The following is a 17,234-nucleotide window of genomic DNA, read 5'->3' as shown; positions in this document are numbered from 1 at the left end:
AGCAGGGTCGGGTCTCGACAAGCTCGACCACTGGGGTCGGTTCAGCCCCGCGCGCCCGTGTGGATCGCCAGGGCCCCGTAGGCCGGGACCGAGGCCGTGAACCAGCCGTTGCCGTCCACGGTCCGCTTCACCGAGCAGTTCGCCGCCGCGACGACGTCGCAGTACGTGCCGGCCGGAAGCGACGTCTGGAACGAGCGCTGCACGGTTGACGCCGTGTTGTTCAGCACTACGTAGCCCTTGGCGCCGCGGCCGTAGGAGACGAGGTTGCCGCCGTCGTCCCACCAGTTGGTGACCTCGGTGCCGGCCACCTCGTTGTGGAAGCCGACCATGCCGCGGATCTCCGTCCAGCGCTGCGTGCAGGTCCAGCGGCCCGTCCCGCAGGTCGCGTCCGGGACCGTGGTCTCGGTGGCGCCCGGCGCACCGGCGTCGTTGTTCGAGAACTCGTAGCCCGAGTAGACCGAGGGCGAGCCGTACGGCCACGACAGCAGGAACGTGTTGGCCAGGACGTACTTGGCGCCCCACTTGTAGTTCATCGACTCGCCGTTGCGCTCCGTGTCGTGGTTGTCCACGAACACACCGGCGCGGTCGTACGGCAGCTTGCCGTCGCCGATGAACCGCAGGTTCTTGATCTGCCCGTCGAAGTCACGCTTGAGCTGGCGGGCGTAGTCGAACTCGTGCGAGTCGCCACTGCCGAGGTACTCGGACGGCTGGACCGGCTCCCCGGCCGCGCCGATCACCTCGTGCACCCAGAACACGTTCGGGTTGCCCATCCGCGCCTTGATCGCCGCGAGGTCGGACGCCGGGATGTGCTTCGCGGCGTCGATCCGGAACCCGTCGACGCCGAGGGACACCAGGTCGTCGAAGTACGCGGCCAGCCGGCCGCGCACGTAGTCGGACCCGGTGCGCAGGTCCTGGAGCGAGACCAGGCGGCAGTTCTGCACCTGGTAGCGGTCGGAGTAGTCCGAGATGTTGCTGCGGCAGTCGTTGAAGTCGGCCGCGCTGTACGTCCCGGCGAAGTTGTCGTCCGAGAACTGCGTGCCCGCCACACCGGTGCCGGACTGGCCGGCACCCGCCATGTGGTTCACGACGGCGTCCGCGATCACGCCCACCCCGGCGGCGTCGCACGCGGCGACCATGCTCGCGAACTCGGCGCGGGTGCCCAGCTTGGACTCGATCCGGTAGCTCACGGGCTGGTACGACGTCCACCACTGCGAGCCGCGGATGTGCTCCATCGGCGGTGAGACCTGCACGTAGCCGAACCCGGCGGGCCCGACGACGTTCCTGCACTCCGCGGCGACCGAGTCCCAGGTCCACTGGAACATGTTCAGGATGACGTCCCCGTCGCCGTGCTCCGGGGTCGCTGCCCGGGCCGGCTCGGTGACGGGTGTGGCGGCGCTCGCGACCAGGCCCAGCGTGAGTGCGGTGGCGAACGTCGTCAGGGTGGCGAGCAGGCGTCGGGGCACGTTCGGATGGCGCGTCATGGCGGCTCCTTGCGGCGTCGTCCCGGCTCAGGCGCATGCGGCGTTGCACGGCCGTTTCCGGATCTTGCTGCAAAGCCTTGCAGAAACGTACGGCGACACGCCAGAGGCCCGGGTGAAAACCCGGGCCTGGCGTGTCGGGGAGACGGGAGCGGGGTCAGTCCTCGTTGGGCATGAGGATCCAGAACGCGATGTACGCGAGGAACTGGGGTCCCGGGATGAAGATCGAGGCGACGGCGAGGACCCGGACGAGCGTCGGGTCCCAGCCGAAACGGCGGGCGATGCCGGCGCAGACACCGGCGATCATGCGCCCCTGGCGCGGGCGGGAGAGTGTCTGTGTGGTCATGTCTTCGACGGTACGTGGGGGCCGGGCCGCCGGGTATCCGGCGATCCCCCGGACCGTCCCTGAACCGGCCCTGGGAACCGTCGGGGTGAGGCGAGAGCCCCGACTCCGGGTCAGGCCGCCGGGCGCTCGTTCGGGATGACGGCCCAGCAGATGAGGTAGGCGAGGAACTGCGGGCCCGGGATGAGGATCGAGGCGACGGCGACGACCCGCACCACGGTGGGGTTCCAGTCGAATCGGCGGGCGATGCCGGCGCAGACGCCGCCGATCATGCGGCCCTGGCGGGGACGGTAGATGGTCTGTGTGCTCATGTCTCGACGGTACGTTCGCCGTGTGCACGGCGACATCCGGGCTGCCCCGGAGATAGCCCCTGAGTGCGGGACGAGATCCCCGGTCGCCGCTCAGGGTGAACTTCCCGGAACTTCGTTGTTGTGGCGTTCTCACTGGTCCTAGTCTCAGCGAGGCTCCCAACCATCTGTGCGGAGCCTTGGCGACCCCTGAGGGGTCCTTGGGAGGACCACGACTTGAATCCCCTTCGATCCGTAGCAGCTCCGAGGCGGGTGCTGGCTCTCCTGACCGGGGCCGCGCTTCTCGCCGGGCTGATCATCGCTCCTGGGCTCCCGGCGTCCGCCGCGACAGTCGACCCGGCGCCCGCAGCGACGGAACCATCACCCTCGGCCACGGAGCCGGCTCCGTCGTTGTCGACCACGGTCAACGGTGAGGTCTGCGGCGCCGAGCCGGTCTGGTACCACGGCGACGGCACGTACCTGGTGCTCCGGTGGGCATCCGCGTTCGCCGGCCCCACGACGGCGACGGCCGTGCAGTACACCGTCGTAGCCCCGGATGGGACCGACGTGGACCGGGTCCCCGCACCGGTGGACGACGGCGTCGCCACCAGCGGGGAGCGCACGTTGAGGCTTACCAGCGAGACCGTCTACACCCTCGAGGTGCGGCTCCGTGACGCGGACGGGGCCTGGGCGGAGAACCCGGCGGCGTCGTGCGTCTTCGGCGTCCGTCAGCCGCCGGTCATCACGCGGGCGGTGCCCGTACTCGGTGCCGCCGCGGTGTACGTCTCCGGTGAGGCCCGCGGTGGTGTCGGCGTGGCTGGGCAGTACCTGATCGCGGCGCTGCTTCAGGGCGGCGAGGCTGTCTCGTACGAGTACGCCCTGACGGCGAGCTCGAGCCGGCCCACGACCTGGGAGACCGTCACCGTGCCGGACGCCGGTCCGACGACGGTCCCCGTTGTCCCGACGGCGTCGGGCACCCAGTATCTGCACCTGAGGGGTGTCGACCGGTACGGCGTACGCGGTCCGGTCTGGCAGAAGAGCCTTCTGGTCGGCGCGGCCGGTACCTCGAAGCCGGCACCGCCCGCGGTCGTCGTGTCCGAGGCAGACGACTCGGCGCCGGACGACGGCCGCATCCCGCTACACGTCACCCTGACGAACGACCTGGATTCCTGGCCGATGGGCGAGGCGGTACTCAAGCACGGGGCCCAGGAGGTGGGCCGCGCGACGATCGACACGCAGTCCGAGACCGTCCTTGTGGAGCAGTCCCAGCTGGGTACCGGGTTCCAGCAGGTGACCGCCGAGTACCGGCAGTTCGACGGCGCGCCCACGTTGAGCGCGACGGCCCGGATCTGCGCGAAGGACTGCCCCTTCACGGGCGGCAAGGCGACCATCACAGCGTTCGGCGACGTTCGTCTGGATCCGGAACTGTCCGTCGAGGTCTCAGGGTTCTCGCCCACGCCGACGGCCTACCGGTACGAGTGGGTCCGCGACGGCAAGGTGATCTCCAGTGGTGAAAGTGACGAGGATCGTCACTACCTCAGCCTTCCCCCGGACGAGGGGCGCACACTGACCGCGAGGGTGACCGCGTACGGACCGCGAATGGCGCCGAGAACGGTCACGGCCTCGGTCAAGATCGGCACCCGGAAGGACGCCGACGTCTGCTACGGCGGGAAGTTCACGGGGTCGTCCTGGCACGAGAACGACTCCTACTGCAGCCCGGACATCGTCTCGGCCGGTTACGAGGGGAGCGGCCGGGCGATCGAGATGCTGGTCGCCGCCCCCTGGCTGGCTCCTGGGTACACGTCTTCCGGCCGTGGTGCGACCGATAACCCCCGTGTCGCCTACTGGTTCGACATGGAGGGTTACGTCCAGGGTCGCGGTTGGGAGGGGCTCAAGGCCAAGGACGGCGTCCACTACATCGGCAGTGTCGGGCAGAACCGTCGCCTTGAAGCGTTCCGCATCGACGACGGCGGTCCGATGGCTCCCTATTACGACGTCTGGTACCGCGCCTACGTCCCGAAGTACGGATGGCTGGGCTGGGCCAAGAACGGCGGGGACGCCGGCACCGTGGGCTTCGGCTACCGAATCGAGGCCATCCAGATCAAGCTCATGCCGAAGGGCGAGTCACTGAAGTCCGGGTCGGGCAACGCGGCCTACTACTACGCGCCGATGCAGCAGCAGGTGCACGTCAGGTCTTATCTGAAGACGTCGAACGTGTGGCGCGCACCCGTCATCGGCGGATCGACCGCGGGCCTGACCAGCACGAACCAGCGGTTGAACGCGCTGCGGGTCGACGTCGACGGCACGCAGTACTCGGGGGGCGTCCAGGTAGCGGCCAAGGTCGAGGGCGACGGCTGGCGCGGCTACGTGGCGAATGATCGGGTCGCCGGGACGTACCACAGCACCCACCGGACGTCGGCCTACAAGATGCGGCTCACGGGCCAGATGGCGAGCCAGTACGACATCTACTACCGGACCTACGTTGCCGGGACCGGCTGGCTCGGCTGGGCGAAGAACGGCGCAGGCGCCGGCACCGAGTCGTACAAGTACCGGAACACGGCGGTGCAGGTGGTGCTCGCCAAGAAGGGTGACCCGGCACCGCCCAACGCAAACGGCCGGGCGGCCTACAAGCGCTGAGCCGGCACATCTCGGCAGGGCGCCGCACGTCACTCGTGCGGCGCCTGCACCATTCGTACGACGACCGGAGGTCGCTGTGGTTGCAGTTCCATCTCTGTCCGCGCGGCTTCGGAGCAGAGCGATCCGAGCCGGCGCGGCGCTCGCGGGCGGAGCGCTCGTCGCATCGTTGGTGCTGGTGCCGGCTGCTCCGGCGGTCGCCGACGTGACCGACCTGCCAGCGCCGTCGAGCATCGTGCTCGAGGATCAGGCGTGCGGCGCGGAGCAGATCACGGTCGTCGTCGACCGGAATGCTCCGTGGATGAGGCTGTCCTTCAGTGCGGTGTTCGACGGTTCGGGCATCACGCGTGCCCAGGTCGACGCATACGACGCTACTGGGAAGTTGGCCAGTCAGCTCACGCCGCCGGTGGCTGACGGTTTGCTGAGGTATGCCGTCGAGACCGACAGGCTCACTGACAACGGCGTCAACACCTTGGTGATCCGCGCGCAGACCGAGGACGGCACGCAGGTGGGCCCGGCAGCCAAGTGCTCGTTCCTCCTGAACCGTGCCCCGGGACGTGGGCTCTCCGTTCTTCCGGTCCTGGGCGTCGATGCCGTCTATCCCGAGGGCAACATCAAGCGGGGCGGTGTCGGTGTGGCGGGCGCTTTCGTCATCGACTCCCCGCTGACCGCCGACGCTGTCTCGTTCGCCTACGGCACCTCCACCTCGTATCCCGCCGAGCCCACCGAGTGGACGACGGTGCCTGTAGCCGAGAACGTAGTCGTCCCGTTCGTCCCGACGTCACCCGGGTTCCAATACTTCTGGGTGGCTGAAGTCGACAAGACAGGGCTCTTGGGCCTGGCAACGATCCGGAACGTTGGTGTCGCTGACCCTGGAGCGGCGCTGGAGACACCACCGGCTGTTTCGGTCACGGAGACGGCGGATGCACTGCCCGACGACGGGAAGATTCCGCTCCGACTCACCCTGAGTACGGATCTGAACACGCGGGACTTCGGCTTGGTGACGAGCGGCGAGGCCACGCTGTACGACGGAACGACCGAACTCATCCATGTGGCGTTCGACAAGCGGGTGAAGGACGTCCTCGTGCAGCAGAGCCAGGTCGGGACTGGTTTCCGCGACCTCCGGCTCGAGTACCTGCAGTTCCCGGGTGCCGACACCGCCTCGGAAACCGTGCGGATCTGCGCCGCCGCGTGCTCGTTCACAGGGGGCGCAGGAAAGATCACGACGTGGCACGGGAACCCCACCACGGAACCGCATCTCGACGCACAGGCGTCGGGCTTCTCTCCGGCGCCGCAGTCGTACACCTACCAGTGGTTCCGGGACGGGAAGGCGATCGCCCGGGCCACAGGGGCGCAGTACGTGAGCCCACCCACGGACGAGGGGCACCGCATCAGTGTGCGGGTGACCGCTCACGGACCCCGGATGACGCCGCGCTCGGTGACCTCGCCCGCGGTCCTGATCGGTGATCGGCGACCGCTGCGTGTGGACTACGGCGTCAAGATGACCGAGAGCCGGTGGGTGCCTGACTACACGTACATGCCGGTCTCGGACGGGCAGACCGCTGGGTCCATCGGTCGTGGCGCGTCGGTCGAGGCACTGTTCTCCAGTGTGGGAGGCGTCGGCTATACGGGATCGGTCTTTCCCTCGGCCAATTCAGACATCTGGTTCGAGACGGAAGGGTACGTCCAGGGTCGTGGATGGGTAGGCATCCAGCGGAAGGACTACACCTACTACGTCGGGAGCATCGGCCAGAACCGCCGCCTGGAGGCGTTCCACACCAAGCTGGGTGGCCCGATCGCTCCCTACTACGACGTCTGGTACCGCGCCTACGTGCCGAAGTACGGCTGGCTCGGCTGGGCGAAGAACGGCGAGAACTCGGGAACGACAGGCTTCGGCTATCGCATCGAGGCGGTCGAGATGCGGGTGCTGCCCAAGGGCACGCGGCGGTCGGCGTCCGGCACCGGCAACGCGCCCTTCTACGACAAGGCGACCCAGAACCAGGTGACCGTCCAGCCCTACCTGCGGCCCGCGGGCTGGAAGACGACTGTTCACGGCGGCTCCACCGCCGGGCTCACCGACACCTCGCAGCGCCTGAACGCCGTGCGCGTCGACGTGGACGGCCAGCGGTACTCGGGCGGCGTCCAGGTGTCGGCGAAGGTGGAGGGCGACGGCTGGCGGTCCTACGTGGGTGACACCAAGGTCGCGGGAACGTACCACCGCACCGACCGCACGTCCGCGTACCGGATGCGGCTCACCGGCGAGATGGCCAAGCAGTACGACATCTACTACCGGACCTACCTTGCCGGGACCGGCTGGCTGGGATGGGCCAGGAACGGTGGCGGCGCGGGCACCGAGAGCTACACCAAGCGGGTCACGGCCGTGCAGGTGGTGCTCGTCAAGAAGGGCGAGCGTCCGCTGATGAGCGGTTACGGCCGAACGGCCTACAAGCGCTGAGTGCCGGACGACGGAGGGGCGGGGTGCGGACAGCCGCACCCCGCCCCTCCGTCGTCATCGGCCCGGGCTCACCAACCGCCCGGCGCCAGCACCTTCCGGATCCGCTTCTCGCTGACCGGGCCGTCCGTGCCGAGCTGCTGCGCGAACAACGAGACGCGCAGCTCCTCCAGCATCCAGCGCACCTCGGCGAGCTCGGCGGCGCGCGCGGCGTCGGGGGCGCCCGCGGCGTACGTGGCCTGCGCCTTCTCGTAGGCGGAGGTCACGTCGCCGATCCGCCAGGCGAGGTCCGAGTCGCGCGCGGGGTTCTCCGTCGCCTTGGTCAGCCGGTGCGAGTCCGCCCGCAGGTAGCGCGCCAGGTGCGGCAGCCGCCGCGGCGGCGTCGCCGACACGAACCCGTCGTGGATCAGGCTCGCGCGGTGCTCGCGGATGTCCTGCAGCGTGTTGAGCAGCGCGAGGCTGCCCGACGCGCGGACCTCCGCCTCGAGCGTCCGGCTCGCCGACAGCGCGGCGACGACGTGCCCGACCACGCGGTGCACCTCGTCCTCCAGGTGCTTCCGCACGAACGCGAGCGCGTCCCCGTAAGCCGCCGCCGACCGCACCGAGGCGGCGTTCGGCCCTCCGGCGGGCGTGTCGTATCGCGACTCGTCCGCTCCCGACGTCAGCGAGACGACGGCCGCGAGCTGCAGGTCCGCCACGAGCGCCTCGGTGCTCGGGTACGGCGACGCCGCGAGGGTCAGCGACTGCGTCCCGGTCCACCGCGACGTGATCCGCCCGGTCCCCAGTGCAGCCTCCGACACCAGCAGCCGCCGCACGCCGGCCGCGTGCGCGGCCGCCTGAGCGTTCTCGTCGGCCAGGATCCGCAAGGCGACGCCGACGGTTCGTACCTGCCCCTTCACCTTGGGCGCGACCTCCTCGACGAGCGCCGGGAACCCCCGCACCACGACCCCGGCCCCCACATCGGTCGACACCGACCCGGGCAACACCCCGCCGTCGGGCAACCCACCAGGCCAGGTAGTAAGCCCACTCTGCTCCCCGACGACAACCCCACCACCAACGCCAGCACCAGCAGAACCGCCGACACCGACCCCGTCGACACCCCCGCCACCCACCCCAACACCGGAGCGGCCGCCAACCACAGAAGGCGACGCCCCTACGGAGGGCGCGGAGGGCGAAGACCCCCGCGCGGACGTATTCCTTCCCGAAGTGGAGGGCCCCCTGGGGCCCGTGAACGCGTCCGCGCGGGGGTCTTCGCCTTCCGCGCCCGCCCCGACCGAAGCAGCCCCAGCAACAGCAGCAACCCGAGCCTCAGCCAGAGCACGCCCGACAGCACCCTTCACCGCAGAACGCACAGCCGCTTCAGCACGCCCAGCCAGCTTGCGCTGCAGCAGCACCAGGTCCTTCGACTCGTCCAGCACCACGGCAGACGCCGACCGCCCCCGTCCGCGCTCCTCGACCACACGGAACGTGACCCGGAGGTGCCGCGGCAGCCGCGTGACCCGCTCGTCGTCCCACACCTCGGGCGGCACCACGACGTCGCGCAGCGCGCGCACCGCCCGGGTGAACGCCGCGGTGTACGGCTCGGCCATGTCGCCGGCCCGCGCGATGTCCGCCCAGGCCGGGGTCTCGGCGCGCAGCCAGGCGACGATGTCGCGCGCCACGTCGGGTGCCGGCACCAGCTCGCGGCGCACGGTCTTGGGCAGCGACTTGATCGTGGCGACCGTCAGCTCCTCGAGCAGCCCCGGCACCATCCAGTCGAACCCGTCGGGCACCACGCGGGCGAGCACGGCCACGGGGATGTGCACGGTGACGCCGTCGGCGTCGGACCCGGGCTGGAACTGGTAGGTGAGCGGCAGGGAGAGCTCGCCCTGCGGCCAGGTCTCCGGGAACTCGGCGGTGTCCACGGAGGCGTCGCCGACGAGCTGCTCCATGGTGAAGGTGAGCAGGTCCGGTGTCTCCTTGCGCGCCCGCGACCACCAGCGGTCGAAGTGCGCCGCGGACACGACGGAGTCGGGGACGCGCTCGTCGTAGAAGGCGAAGAGGTCGTCCTCGTCCGCGATCAGGCCGCGTTGCCGGGAGCGAGCCTCCAGCTCGCCGGCCTCCTCCAGGAGGGCGCGGTTGTCGTGGAAGAACCGGTGGTGCGTGGTCCACTCGCCCTGCACGAGCGCGTGCCGCACGAACATCTCGCGTGCCGCCTCGGGGTCCACCTTCGCGTAGAGCACGCGGCGGTCGGACACGATCGGCACCCCGTACAGCAGCACCTTCTCGGTGCACATCGCGGCGCCCTGCTTGCTGGACCAGTGCGGCTCGGAGTAGGTCCGCTTCGCCAGCGGCCCGGCGAGCTCCTCGGCCCACTCCGGCTGGACCCGGGCGACGTCGCGCGCCCACAGGCGGCTGGTCTCCACGAGCTCGCCCGCCATGATCCACACGGGCGGCTTCTTGGACAGCGGCGACCCGGGGAAGATCGCGAACCGCGCCCCCCGGGCGCCGATGTACTCGTTGCGGGCCTGCTTCTTCGCGCGCTTCAGCGCGATCTCGCGCTGGGCCCCACGCAGGTGCGCGACGGCGGACGCCTTGACCTCCCCGGTGTCCTGCATACCGAGCTGCGACAGGAGCCCGGCCAGCAGCGACCGGTGGATCGTGTCGTCGTCCCAGGTCTGCCGGTACGAGATCGCCTCGGGCGCCGTGCCCTCGTCGGGGTTCGACCCGCGGTCGGGGCTCGGCCCGCCGTCCCGGCGGCCGCGCGGCTGGAACGACATCTCGATGCCCAGGGGCTTGGCCATCTCGCGGAGCTGCGCCACCACGTCCTGCCACTCGCGGATACGCAGGAAGTTCAGGTACTCGGCCTTGCACTGCCGGCGGAACGCCGAACCGGAGAGCAGGTGCTGCTGCTCGCGCACGTACTCCCAGAGGTTGAGGTAGGTGAGGAAGTCGGAGCGCGGGTCGGCGAACCGGGCGTGCAGCTGGTCCGCCTGCGCCCGCTGCTCGGCGGGGCGCTCGCGGGGGTCCTGGATCGAGAGCGCGGCCGCGACGATCGCGACCTCGCGGGCGACGCCGTGCTTCGAGCCCTCGATGACCATGCGCGCGAGGCGCGGGTCCATCGGGAGCTGCGCGAGCGTGCGGCCCACCTCGGTGAGCTGTGTGATACCGCTGCCGCCAGGGCCGCCGTCGGCGATCACTTCCAGCGCGCCGAGCTCGGTGAGGAGCTGGACGCCGTCGCGGATCGCGCGCGTGTCCGGCGGCTCGACGAAGGGGAACCGGGCGACGTCGTCGGGCGTGCTGACCACGCCGACCGAGATCATCTGCAGCAGCACCGACGCCAGGGAGGTGCGCAGGATCTCGGGCTCGGTGAACTCGGGCCGCCCGTCGAAGTCCTCCTGCGAGTAGAGGCGGATCGCGATGCCGTCGGCGACACGGCCGGAGCGGCCGCTGCGCTGGTTGGCGGAGGCCTGCGACACCGGCTCGATGGGCAGCCGCTGCACCTTGGTCTGCTTGGAGTAGCGGCTGATGCGCGCGGTGCCGGGATCGACGACGTAGTGGATGCCCGGGACGGTCAGCGACGTCTCGGCGACGTTGGTGGCCAGCACGATGCGCCGCGAGGCGTGCTGCTGGAAGACGCGGTGCTGCTCCGCGCTCGACAGCCGCGCGTACAGCGGCAGGATCTCGACGTGCTGCGGGTGCTTCGGGTCGCGCGCACGTTCCTTGAGGTGGCCGGCGAGGCCGTCGGCGGCGTCGTGGATCTCGCGCTCGCCGGAGAGGAAGACGAGGATGTCCCCGCTGCCCTCCCGCATCAGCTCGTCGCAGGCCTCGATGATGCCGGTGACGAGGTCCTTCTCCTCGTCGCCGCGTGCCTTGCCCTTCTTCGGTCTCGCCGGTCGAGCTTGTCGGGGCCCGCCGGTGGTCTCGACAGGCTCGACCTGTGAGGACCCGTCCTCCGGACCCTCGTCCGGCGAGAGCGGCCGGTACCGGATCTCGACCGGGAACGTGCGGCCGGACACCTCGACGATCGGGGCGAGGTCCGGCAGCACGTCGGTGACGTACTCGGGCGCGCCACCCCGCGCGGCCAGGGCCGCGGGGGAGAAGTGGCCGGCGAACCGCTCGGAGTCGATGGTGGCCGACGTGATGATCAGCTTGAGGTCGGGCCGCTGGGGGAGCAGCCGCGACAGGTAGCCGAGCAGGAAGTCGATGTTGAGGGACCGCTCGTGCGCCTCGTCGATGATGATCGTGTCGTAGGCGAGCAGCTGCGGGTCGCGTTGGATCTGGGCGAGCAGGATGCCGTCGGTCATGACCTTGACCAGCGTCTCGTCGCTGGACTGGTCGGTGAACCGGACCTGATAGCCGACCACGCCGCCGAGCTGGGTGCCGAGCTCCTCGGCGATGCGCTCCGCGACGGTGCGCGCGGCCAGGCGGCGGGGCTGGGTGTGGCCGATCTGGCCCGTCCGGCCGCGCCCCAGCTCCAGCGCGATCTTCGGGATCTGCGTCGTCTTGCCCGAGCCGGTCTCGCCCGCGACGATCACGACCTGGTTGTCCCGGATCGCGGCGGCGATGTCCTCGCGGCGGGCCGAGACGGGCAGCTGCGCCGGGTAGGTGATCGGTGGCATCTCGACGGCGGCGCGCTTGGCGGCCGCCGCCTCGAGCTGCGCGGCGGTGACCCGCTGCGGCCCGGAGCGGCGCGGCCGGCGGCTCTGGTTGTCCGCCCGCCTGCCCGAGCCGCGCCGGCGGTTCCTGCCTCCGCCCGGGCGACCGCTGTCGCCGTCGGACACGGGGGTGGGGGAAGGCTCGGTACTCACAACCCCCCATTCTCCCAGGAACGGCAAGATGATTTGCCGCACGGTCCGTCCTGGGCTGCCGGAGTGTCAGACGCACAGGTCACGGGGGTGGCCTGTGCGTCTGACACGTGCGGACTAGCCGGCCTCCGCCGCGTTGAGCAGGTCCAGCGCGCCCTGCTGGCAGCCGTGCCCGGTCGCGGGCCGCACGAGCGGCCCGGCCCAGTGCGGTCCGTACATGCCGAGCGTGTCGCGGTCGTTGCCGTACGCCGCGTCGGCCTGCCGGTCGAGGTAGGCACCGTACGGGCGGTCGGCGAGGTAGGCGTTGAGCTTGCCCAGGCCGCGCACGTAGGCGCCCTTGAAGGAGGCGCCGTCGCTGTTGCAGTCGTCGCCCTCGTTCACCTCGCGGAGGATCCCGCCGGGGTTGAGGGAGGACGAGCCGGTCGAGGCGTCGGCCAGGTCCCGGGCGGTCTCCAGCAGCGCCGCGTCGCCGGTGGCGCGGTGCAGCTCGGCCAGCGCCCCGAGGATCACGCCCTGGTTGTACGTCCAGGTGGGCTGGCCGTTGTTGGCGCACGAGTCGTTCAGCCCGTCGTTGACCAGGTTGCCCGCGTTGATCATGCCGCTGTCCCGGAACCACTCCCAGCCCTCGACCGCCCGCTGACGGTAGGTGGTGTCGCCGGGGATACGGTTGTGCAGCGCCGCGTTGAGCTGCACGTACAGCTCGTTGGTGATGGCGTTCTTGTACGCGATGCCGGTGTTCCACTGCACTCCGCCGCCGCACTTGCTCGTCCAGTAGGCGCGCATGTGGTCGGCGTCCGCCCGGGCCGTGCTCAGGTAGCGGCTGTCGCCGGTCAGGTCGTAGGCGGCGACCCACGCGAGGCCCCACCAGCCCGTGTCGTCCAGGTACTCGTTGCGGAACTGGCCGTCGCGCGTGTTCACGTTCTTGTCGTAGGTCTGCGCGATCGCGTACCGGTAGCTGTTCATCCCGCTGATCCGGGCGTTGTCGATGACGGCGGTCAGCGCGTTGGCACCCGTCCACCAGCCGTTGGTCTCGAACAGGCCGGTGTTCCGGTCCCAGAGCATCATGAGCGCGGTCGCGGCCTGCGTCGACCGGCTCCACGCGTTGCGGTCGTTGCGGGCCCAGGCCGTGCAGGCGATCTCGGCGCGGTCGCCCGCCTTGCCGCAGGCCCGCAGCGCGCCGACGCCGACGTTGTTCCAGTCGTCGACGTTGTACATCTGCGTGCGCCAGCCCGTGGAGCCGCTCGGCACGGTGGTGGCGCCGAGCCGGCTGCCGGACGCCCAGGTCCTGCCGCCGTCGAACGACCGGTCCAGCCAGACCTCGTCGCCCGGCTGGCCGCCGTCGATCGAGCCCCAGCCCATGACGTCGGCGTCCGAGACGTGCAGCCGGAGGGTCCGGCCGTGGATCGTGGCGGTCACGGGCACCCGGTCGCCGGCTGCGGACGCCGGGTCCCTGGCGTCGCAGTAGAGGTCGCAGATCTCGGCCAGCCGAGCCGCCGGGGCGGCCTGCGCCACGGGCACGGCCGCCGACACCGCCACGGCGTCGGCCTGGGCCGGGGGAGCGGTGGAGAACGGAACGGCCAGGAGGCCGGCGACACCGAGTGCCGCGGCGAGGCCGCGGGCCCGCCGCCCGGCGCGTGCGCCCGGGTGTCTCCAGGTGCGTCGGTGCGTGCGGTGCGAGGGCGTCTCTGACAGCGTTGTCATAGGTTCTCCCTGTGCTCGTACTTCGTCCGTCGATGGAGAGTGGAGCAGTGCGCACGCGGCCCGCGGGCCGGCGGCCCGACCAGACTCACGGCAACGCAGCGATCCGTCAACAGCCCCCGGCCGCCCGACAGCGCCGGCCTGGTGCCGCGCGGCGGCCGGCCGCACGATGGGGATCGCTCCCCATGTTGCCCCGGTCGCCCCGCCGCCTAGGCTGCCGAAAATCCCTGTGACGTGCGGGGACGTCGGAGAGGGAGCTGGATGGCAGAGCAGCGCAGGGCCGACGTCGGCACGGCGGAGGGCGCCCGATGAGCCCGGAGACCATCGCCCGCTCGGTCCAACGGCTGAACGCCGCCGGTGTCGGCTGGCCCACGACGCGGCGCGTCGCCATCACGGTGCGGCTGGCCGGGCTCGCCGACGTCATCGCGCTCGGGGAGGCGGTGGTGCACGGGCCGGCGGCGGTGCGGGCCGCCGTCGGTGACGTGCTGCGCACGGTGGGCCTGGAGGCCGACCCGGCCGCCGCGCTCCGCGAGATCGCCAAGATCCAGCGGGTCCTGTCGGTGATGAGGCCGCTCGCGCCGGTCGCCGTCACGGAGCCTGGGCCCGAGTGGCCCGAGCGGCCCGAGGCCGGAGCCGGTCCCGAGGAGCTGGTCGAGTCCCCCACTCCCGACCGGCCCACGGGGCCGCGTCGCCTGCCGGTCCGCCCGGTGCGCACGACCGACCAGGCGCCGTCCTCCGCCGAAGGGCCGGCGTGAGCCTCAGCGACCTCGTTGACCTGTGCGAGAGCCGGATCGACGAGCTGAGCCGCCGCCGCCAGGGTTTCGAGCACCTCGACGTCCCCGAGTACGTCGAGATCCTGGTCGGCGACCTCCGGGCCGCTGCGTCCGACTGGGAGGTGGCCGCCGGCCACCTGCCCGGCGGGAGCCCCGCGGAGGTCCGGGGCCGTGTGCGGGCCGTCCGGGACGCCGCGACGGGCCTGCGGACCATGGGCACCGCCCTGCGCGGGCGCACGGCCGTGGCCGCCGGGACGCGCGGCCTCGACGTCGTGGCCGACACCTTCGACGGGTACGCGGCGGCCCTGGAGTCCGGCCGGACGCTCCACACCACCGGCGTCGCGCGGCTGCGTGTCGCCCGGCACCTGGCCGCCGGGCTCTCCTCGGTGAGCGGGAGCGCCGGGCCCGACGAGGTCGACGCGCTCTCGCGGTCGGCCATCGCCGTCGTCGACGCCGCCTGCGCCGGGTACGCCGCCTGCCGGGACGCCTACCAGGCCGTGCTCGACGCCGAGGAGGTGCTGCGCCGCGCCCTCGCCCACCTGCCGGGCGCCCAGGTCACGCGGTGACGCGGGCGCCCGACGGTACGGACGCGGTCGAACGGGGCGACGCCGTCGAGCCGGGCAGCGCCGTCAGCCCGGACGGCGTCAGTACGAGCAGGAGTCCAGCAGCGGCTGGAGTGCGGCCTTCTCGGCCGCGTCCACGCTCAGGCCCCACCGCGACTTCGTGTGGATCCACATCTTCGAGTAGGCACAGCGCTTGCTCGCGAGCGGCGGGACCCACTCGGCGGGGTCCTTGTCGCTCTTCGAGCTGTTCACCTCGGCCGTCACCGCGATGAGCTGCGGCCCGGTGAGGTCGTTCGCGAAGTCCTGCCGCCGGGCCGTCGTCCACGTGCTCGCGCCCGAGTACCAGGCCTCGGCCAGCGCCACGACGTGGTCGATCGAGATGTCGGCCGGCGCGGTGCGGGTCTGGCCGTCGTACTCGCTGTACCAGCTGCCTGACGTCGGGTAGCAGTCGCTGCCCACCACGACGCCGTCGCCGTCCCGCTTCAGGACGGTCTCGCGGGTGGTGCACCCGTTCACGGTGATCCAGTGCGGAAAGAGGTCCCGGTCGTACGGGGCGGACGCGCTCTCGGCGCGCACCGTCAGCGCATCGAGCTCCGACTGCGCCACCGCCTTGGACGGGAGGCCGGGCGGGTAGGCGCTCGCGGCCTGGGGCTGCACGGTCACGAGGAGCGCGACGAGTGCCAGGGCCGTGACCGACGCGATCAGGTGGCGGGTGCGAGCCCCGCGGCGGGGTTCCGGGTGGACGACGAGCTGCGACATGGGACAGACCTTCCTCGAGACCGACCTGGGCCCGTTCATGGTCGAGGCGTCCGATGACCCCTAAATGACCACCATGTGTAGGTTAGCGAAATTTCACCCGTTCTGGTCGGTTCCGGGGGCTGGTCCGGTGAACGGCACGAGGTCCGCCCCCGCCGGCCTGCCCGGCGTGGCGTCCGGGGAGAGGCCGTGCGGGGAAGGACTGGGTGGGAGCGGACCTCGGCGGGGCCGCGAGCGGCTCAGACGGCGCCGGCGGTGAGCAGGCCGAAGTAGTAGCCGATGCCGACGAGGATCAGGGCGCCGACCGTCTCGACGATGGCGAGCGCGAGGCCCCAGCGGGCGAGCCACAGGTCGAAGCCCTCCTTGCCGGCACGGGCGACCGCGATGGCGTTCAGGATGACGCCGATGATCGGGAGGGCCGCGAGGAAGAAGGTGACGAGGCTGAAGACGGTGGTCTGCGGGTCCTCCTCCTCCTCGACGACGGCGGGTGCGGGCGCGACGACGGCGGTCGCGGCGGCCGGGGCGACGACCTCGGTCGCGGTGGCGACCGGAGCCTCGGCGGCGGGAGCTGCGGGGGCGGTCTCCGCGACGACGGCCTCGGCGGCGGGCGCCTCGGTGGCCGGCTCGGCGGCGGGGGCCGCGGTGTCTGCCTTCGCCTCGGACGTCGCCGCCGGCTCGGCAGGCTCGGTCTCCACGACCTCCGTGGCAGCCGCGGCCGCGCTCTCTTCGGTCGTGGCCTCGGGGGTCGTGGTGTCGGGCGTGGTCATGGTGGAAGTGCTCCCCTGGTTGCAGGTATTTGGAAATGTCAGGCCATATTGTGGAGTATCCCAATGGTCTTGGATAGACCGATATCAGGCCTCAGAAGCGACAGAGGCTGCCGCCCCCGCGGGAGCGACAGCCTCTGTGCTGCGGACGGTGCTGCCGGGCGCGCACGCGGGCGCCCGAGGCGACCTCAGGTCACATGGACGCGCCGGCCGGGAGCGACAGGGCCGCGACGACGCCGAGGGTGACGAAGATCAGGTACAGCACGGTGAAGATGATCGAGAGGGCCAGACCCCACTTCGCGAGCTTGCTGTCGATACCCGTCTTGCCGGCCTTCGACACGGCGATCGCCGAGAGGATGATCCCGATCGGGGGCGCGACGAACGCGAGGATGAAGCCGACGATCGCGAGGACGTTCGCCTGCGGGTCCTGGACGGTGCCCTCGACTGCGGGTGCGTTGGGAGTCTCGGTCATGGGGGACTTCCTTTCACGGCCACACTTCCGGCCGCTCGGTTGCGGGCGCGAGCGCGCCCGTACGGACCCGGGTCAGTGTGAAGCATCCGGAGATGTACCAGGAAGACTTCATTGCGTTGTACGCCCGAATCGTTACTCTTGTCGATCGTGGGTCGTCATCGGCGTCCGCGTAGGGCGTCTTCCCTCGGAGAGGGTGGTTCACCTGCGCGCCGATAATTACTCCACCT

Annotated in this window: 12 protein-coding genes; 4 read left to right on the top strand and 8 right to left on the bottom strand. The window is 71.2% G+C overall.

Annotated features, from left to right (window positions below; translation table 11 throughout):
* Positions 1-41 precede the first annotated feature (41 nt).
* The 3 genes from ACZ7LE_RS00245 to ACZ7LE_RS00235 all read right to left on the bottom strand — a co-directional run bounded on the left by ACZ7LE_RS00245 (position 42) and on the right by ACZ7LE_RS00235 (position 2,132).
* Complete coding sequence (locus ACZ7LE_RS00245) at positions 42-1,481, bottom strand: alpha-amylase (RefSeq protein WP_470401419.1); 1,440 nt, start codon at positions 1,479-1,481, stop codon at positions 42-44.
* Between the two features lie 154 nt (positions 1,482-1,635).
* Complete coding sequence (locus ACZ7LE_RS00240; RefSeq protein ID WP_285100509.1) at positions 1,636-1,824, bottom strand: PspC domain-containing protein; 189 nt, start codon at positions 1,822-1,824, stop codon at positions 1,636-1,638.
* A 110-nt stretch (positions 1,825-1,934) separates the two neighbouring features.
* The gene (locus tag ACZ7LE_RS00235; protein ID WP_470401418.1) at positions 1,935-2,132 is read right to left on the bottom strand and encodes a PspC domain-containing protein; all 198 of its coding nucleotides are present in this window, start codon (positions 2,130-2,132) and stop codon (positions 1,935-1,937) included.
* Between the two features lie 249 nt (positions 2,133-2,381).
* Here ACZ7LE_RS00235 and ACZ7LE_RS00230 point away from each other — a divergent pair, with 249 nt between their 5' ends.
* Positions 2,382-4,745 (top strand): hypothetical protein, encoded by a 2,364-nt coding sequence (locus ACZ7LE_RS00230; RefSeq protein ID WP_470401417.1) that lies wholly within the window; start codon positions 2,382-2,384, stop codon positions 4,743-4,745.
* Positions 4,746-4,947: 202 nt separating this feature from the next.
* Complete coding sequence (locus ACZ7LE_RS00225) at positions 4,948-7,197, top strand: hypothetical protein (protein ID WP_470401416.1); 2,250 nt, start codon at positions 4,948-4,950, stop codon at positions 7,195-7,197.
* A 68-nt stretch (positions 7,198-7,265) separates the two neighbouring features.
* Here ACZ7LE_RS00225 and ACZ7LE_RS00220 read toward each other — a convergent pair whose 3' ends face one another.
* Both ACZ7LE_RS00220 and ACZ7LE_RS00215 read right to left on the bottom strand, forming a co-directional pair.
* The gene (locus ACZ7LE_RS00220) at positions 7,266-11,984 is read right to left on the bottom strand and encodes a DUF3418 domain-containing protein (protein ID WP_470401415.1); all 4,719 of its coding nucleotides are present in this window, start codon (positions 11,982-11,984) and stop codon (positions 7,266-7,268) included.
* A gap of 114 nt (positions 11,985-12,098) precedes the next feature.
* A complete protein-coding gene (locus ACZ7LE_RS00215; RefSeq protein WP_470401414.1) occupies positions 12,099-13,682 on the bottom strand; it encodes a glycoside hydrolase family 76 protein in 1,584 nt (527 codons plus the stop codon).
* Between the two features lie 305 nt (positions 13,683-13,987).
* On the opposite strand from ACZ7LE_RS00215, the gene ACZ7LE_RS00210 reads away from it, so the two are divergent.
* Positions 13,988-14,434, top strand: a complete 447-nt coding sequence (locus ACZ7LE_RS00210; RefSeq protein WP_470401413.1) for a hypothetical protein — start codon at positions 13,988-13,990, stop codon at positions 14,432-14,434.
* Entirely contained in the window at positions 14,431-15,018 is a 588-nt protein-coding gene (locus ACZ7LE_RS00205; protein ID WP_470401412.1) for a hypothetical protein, read from the top strand. Before ACZ7LE_RS00210 ends, ACZ7LE_RS00205 begins: the two co-directional genes overlap by 4 nt.
* A gap of 78 nt (positions 15,019-15,096) precedes the next feature.
* Here the strand turns inward: ACZ7LE_RS00205 and ACZ7LE_RS00200 are convergent, their stop codons facing one another.
* From ACZ7LE_RS00200 to ACZ7LE_RS00190, 3 genes are all read right to left on the bottom strand, one after another.
* Entirely contained in the window at positions 15,097-15,774 is a 678-nt protein-coding gene (locus ACZ7LE_RS00200; RefSeq protein WP_470401411.1) for an HNH endonuclease family protein, read from the bottom strand.
* Between the two features lie 236 nt (positions 15,775-16,010).
* Positions 16,011-16,538, bottom strand: a complete 528-nt coding sequence (locus ACZ7LE_RS00195) for a hypothetical protein (protein WP_470401410.1) — start codon at positions 16,536-16,538, stop codon at positions 16,011-16,013.
* Positions 16,539-16,728: 190 nt separating this feature from the next.
* Positions 16,729-17,007, bottom strand: coding sequence for a hypothetical protein (locus ACZ7LE_RS00190; protein WP_397390213.1), 279 nt, complete (start codon positions 17,005-17,007; stop codon positions 16,729-16,731).
* Positions 17,008-17,234: the final 227 nt, after the last annotated feature.

The sequence above is a fragment of the Promicromonospora sp. NPDC110617 genome (assembly GCF_055598465.1).
The sequence above is the reverse complement of the archived record's forward strand: the minus strand, read 5'-3'. Positions and strand labels throughout refer to the sequence as shown.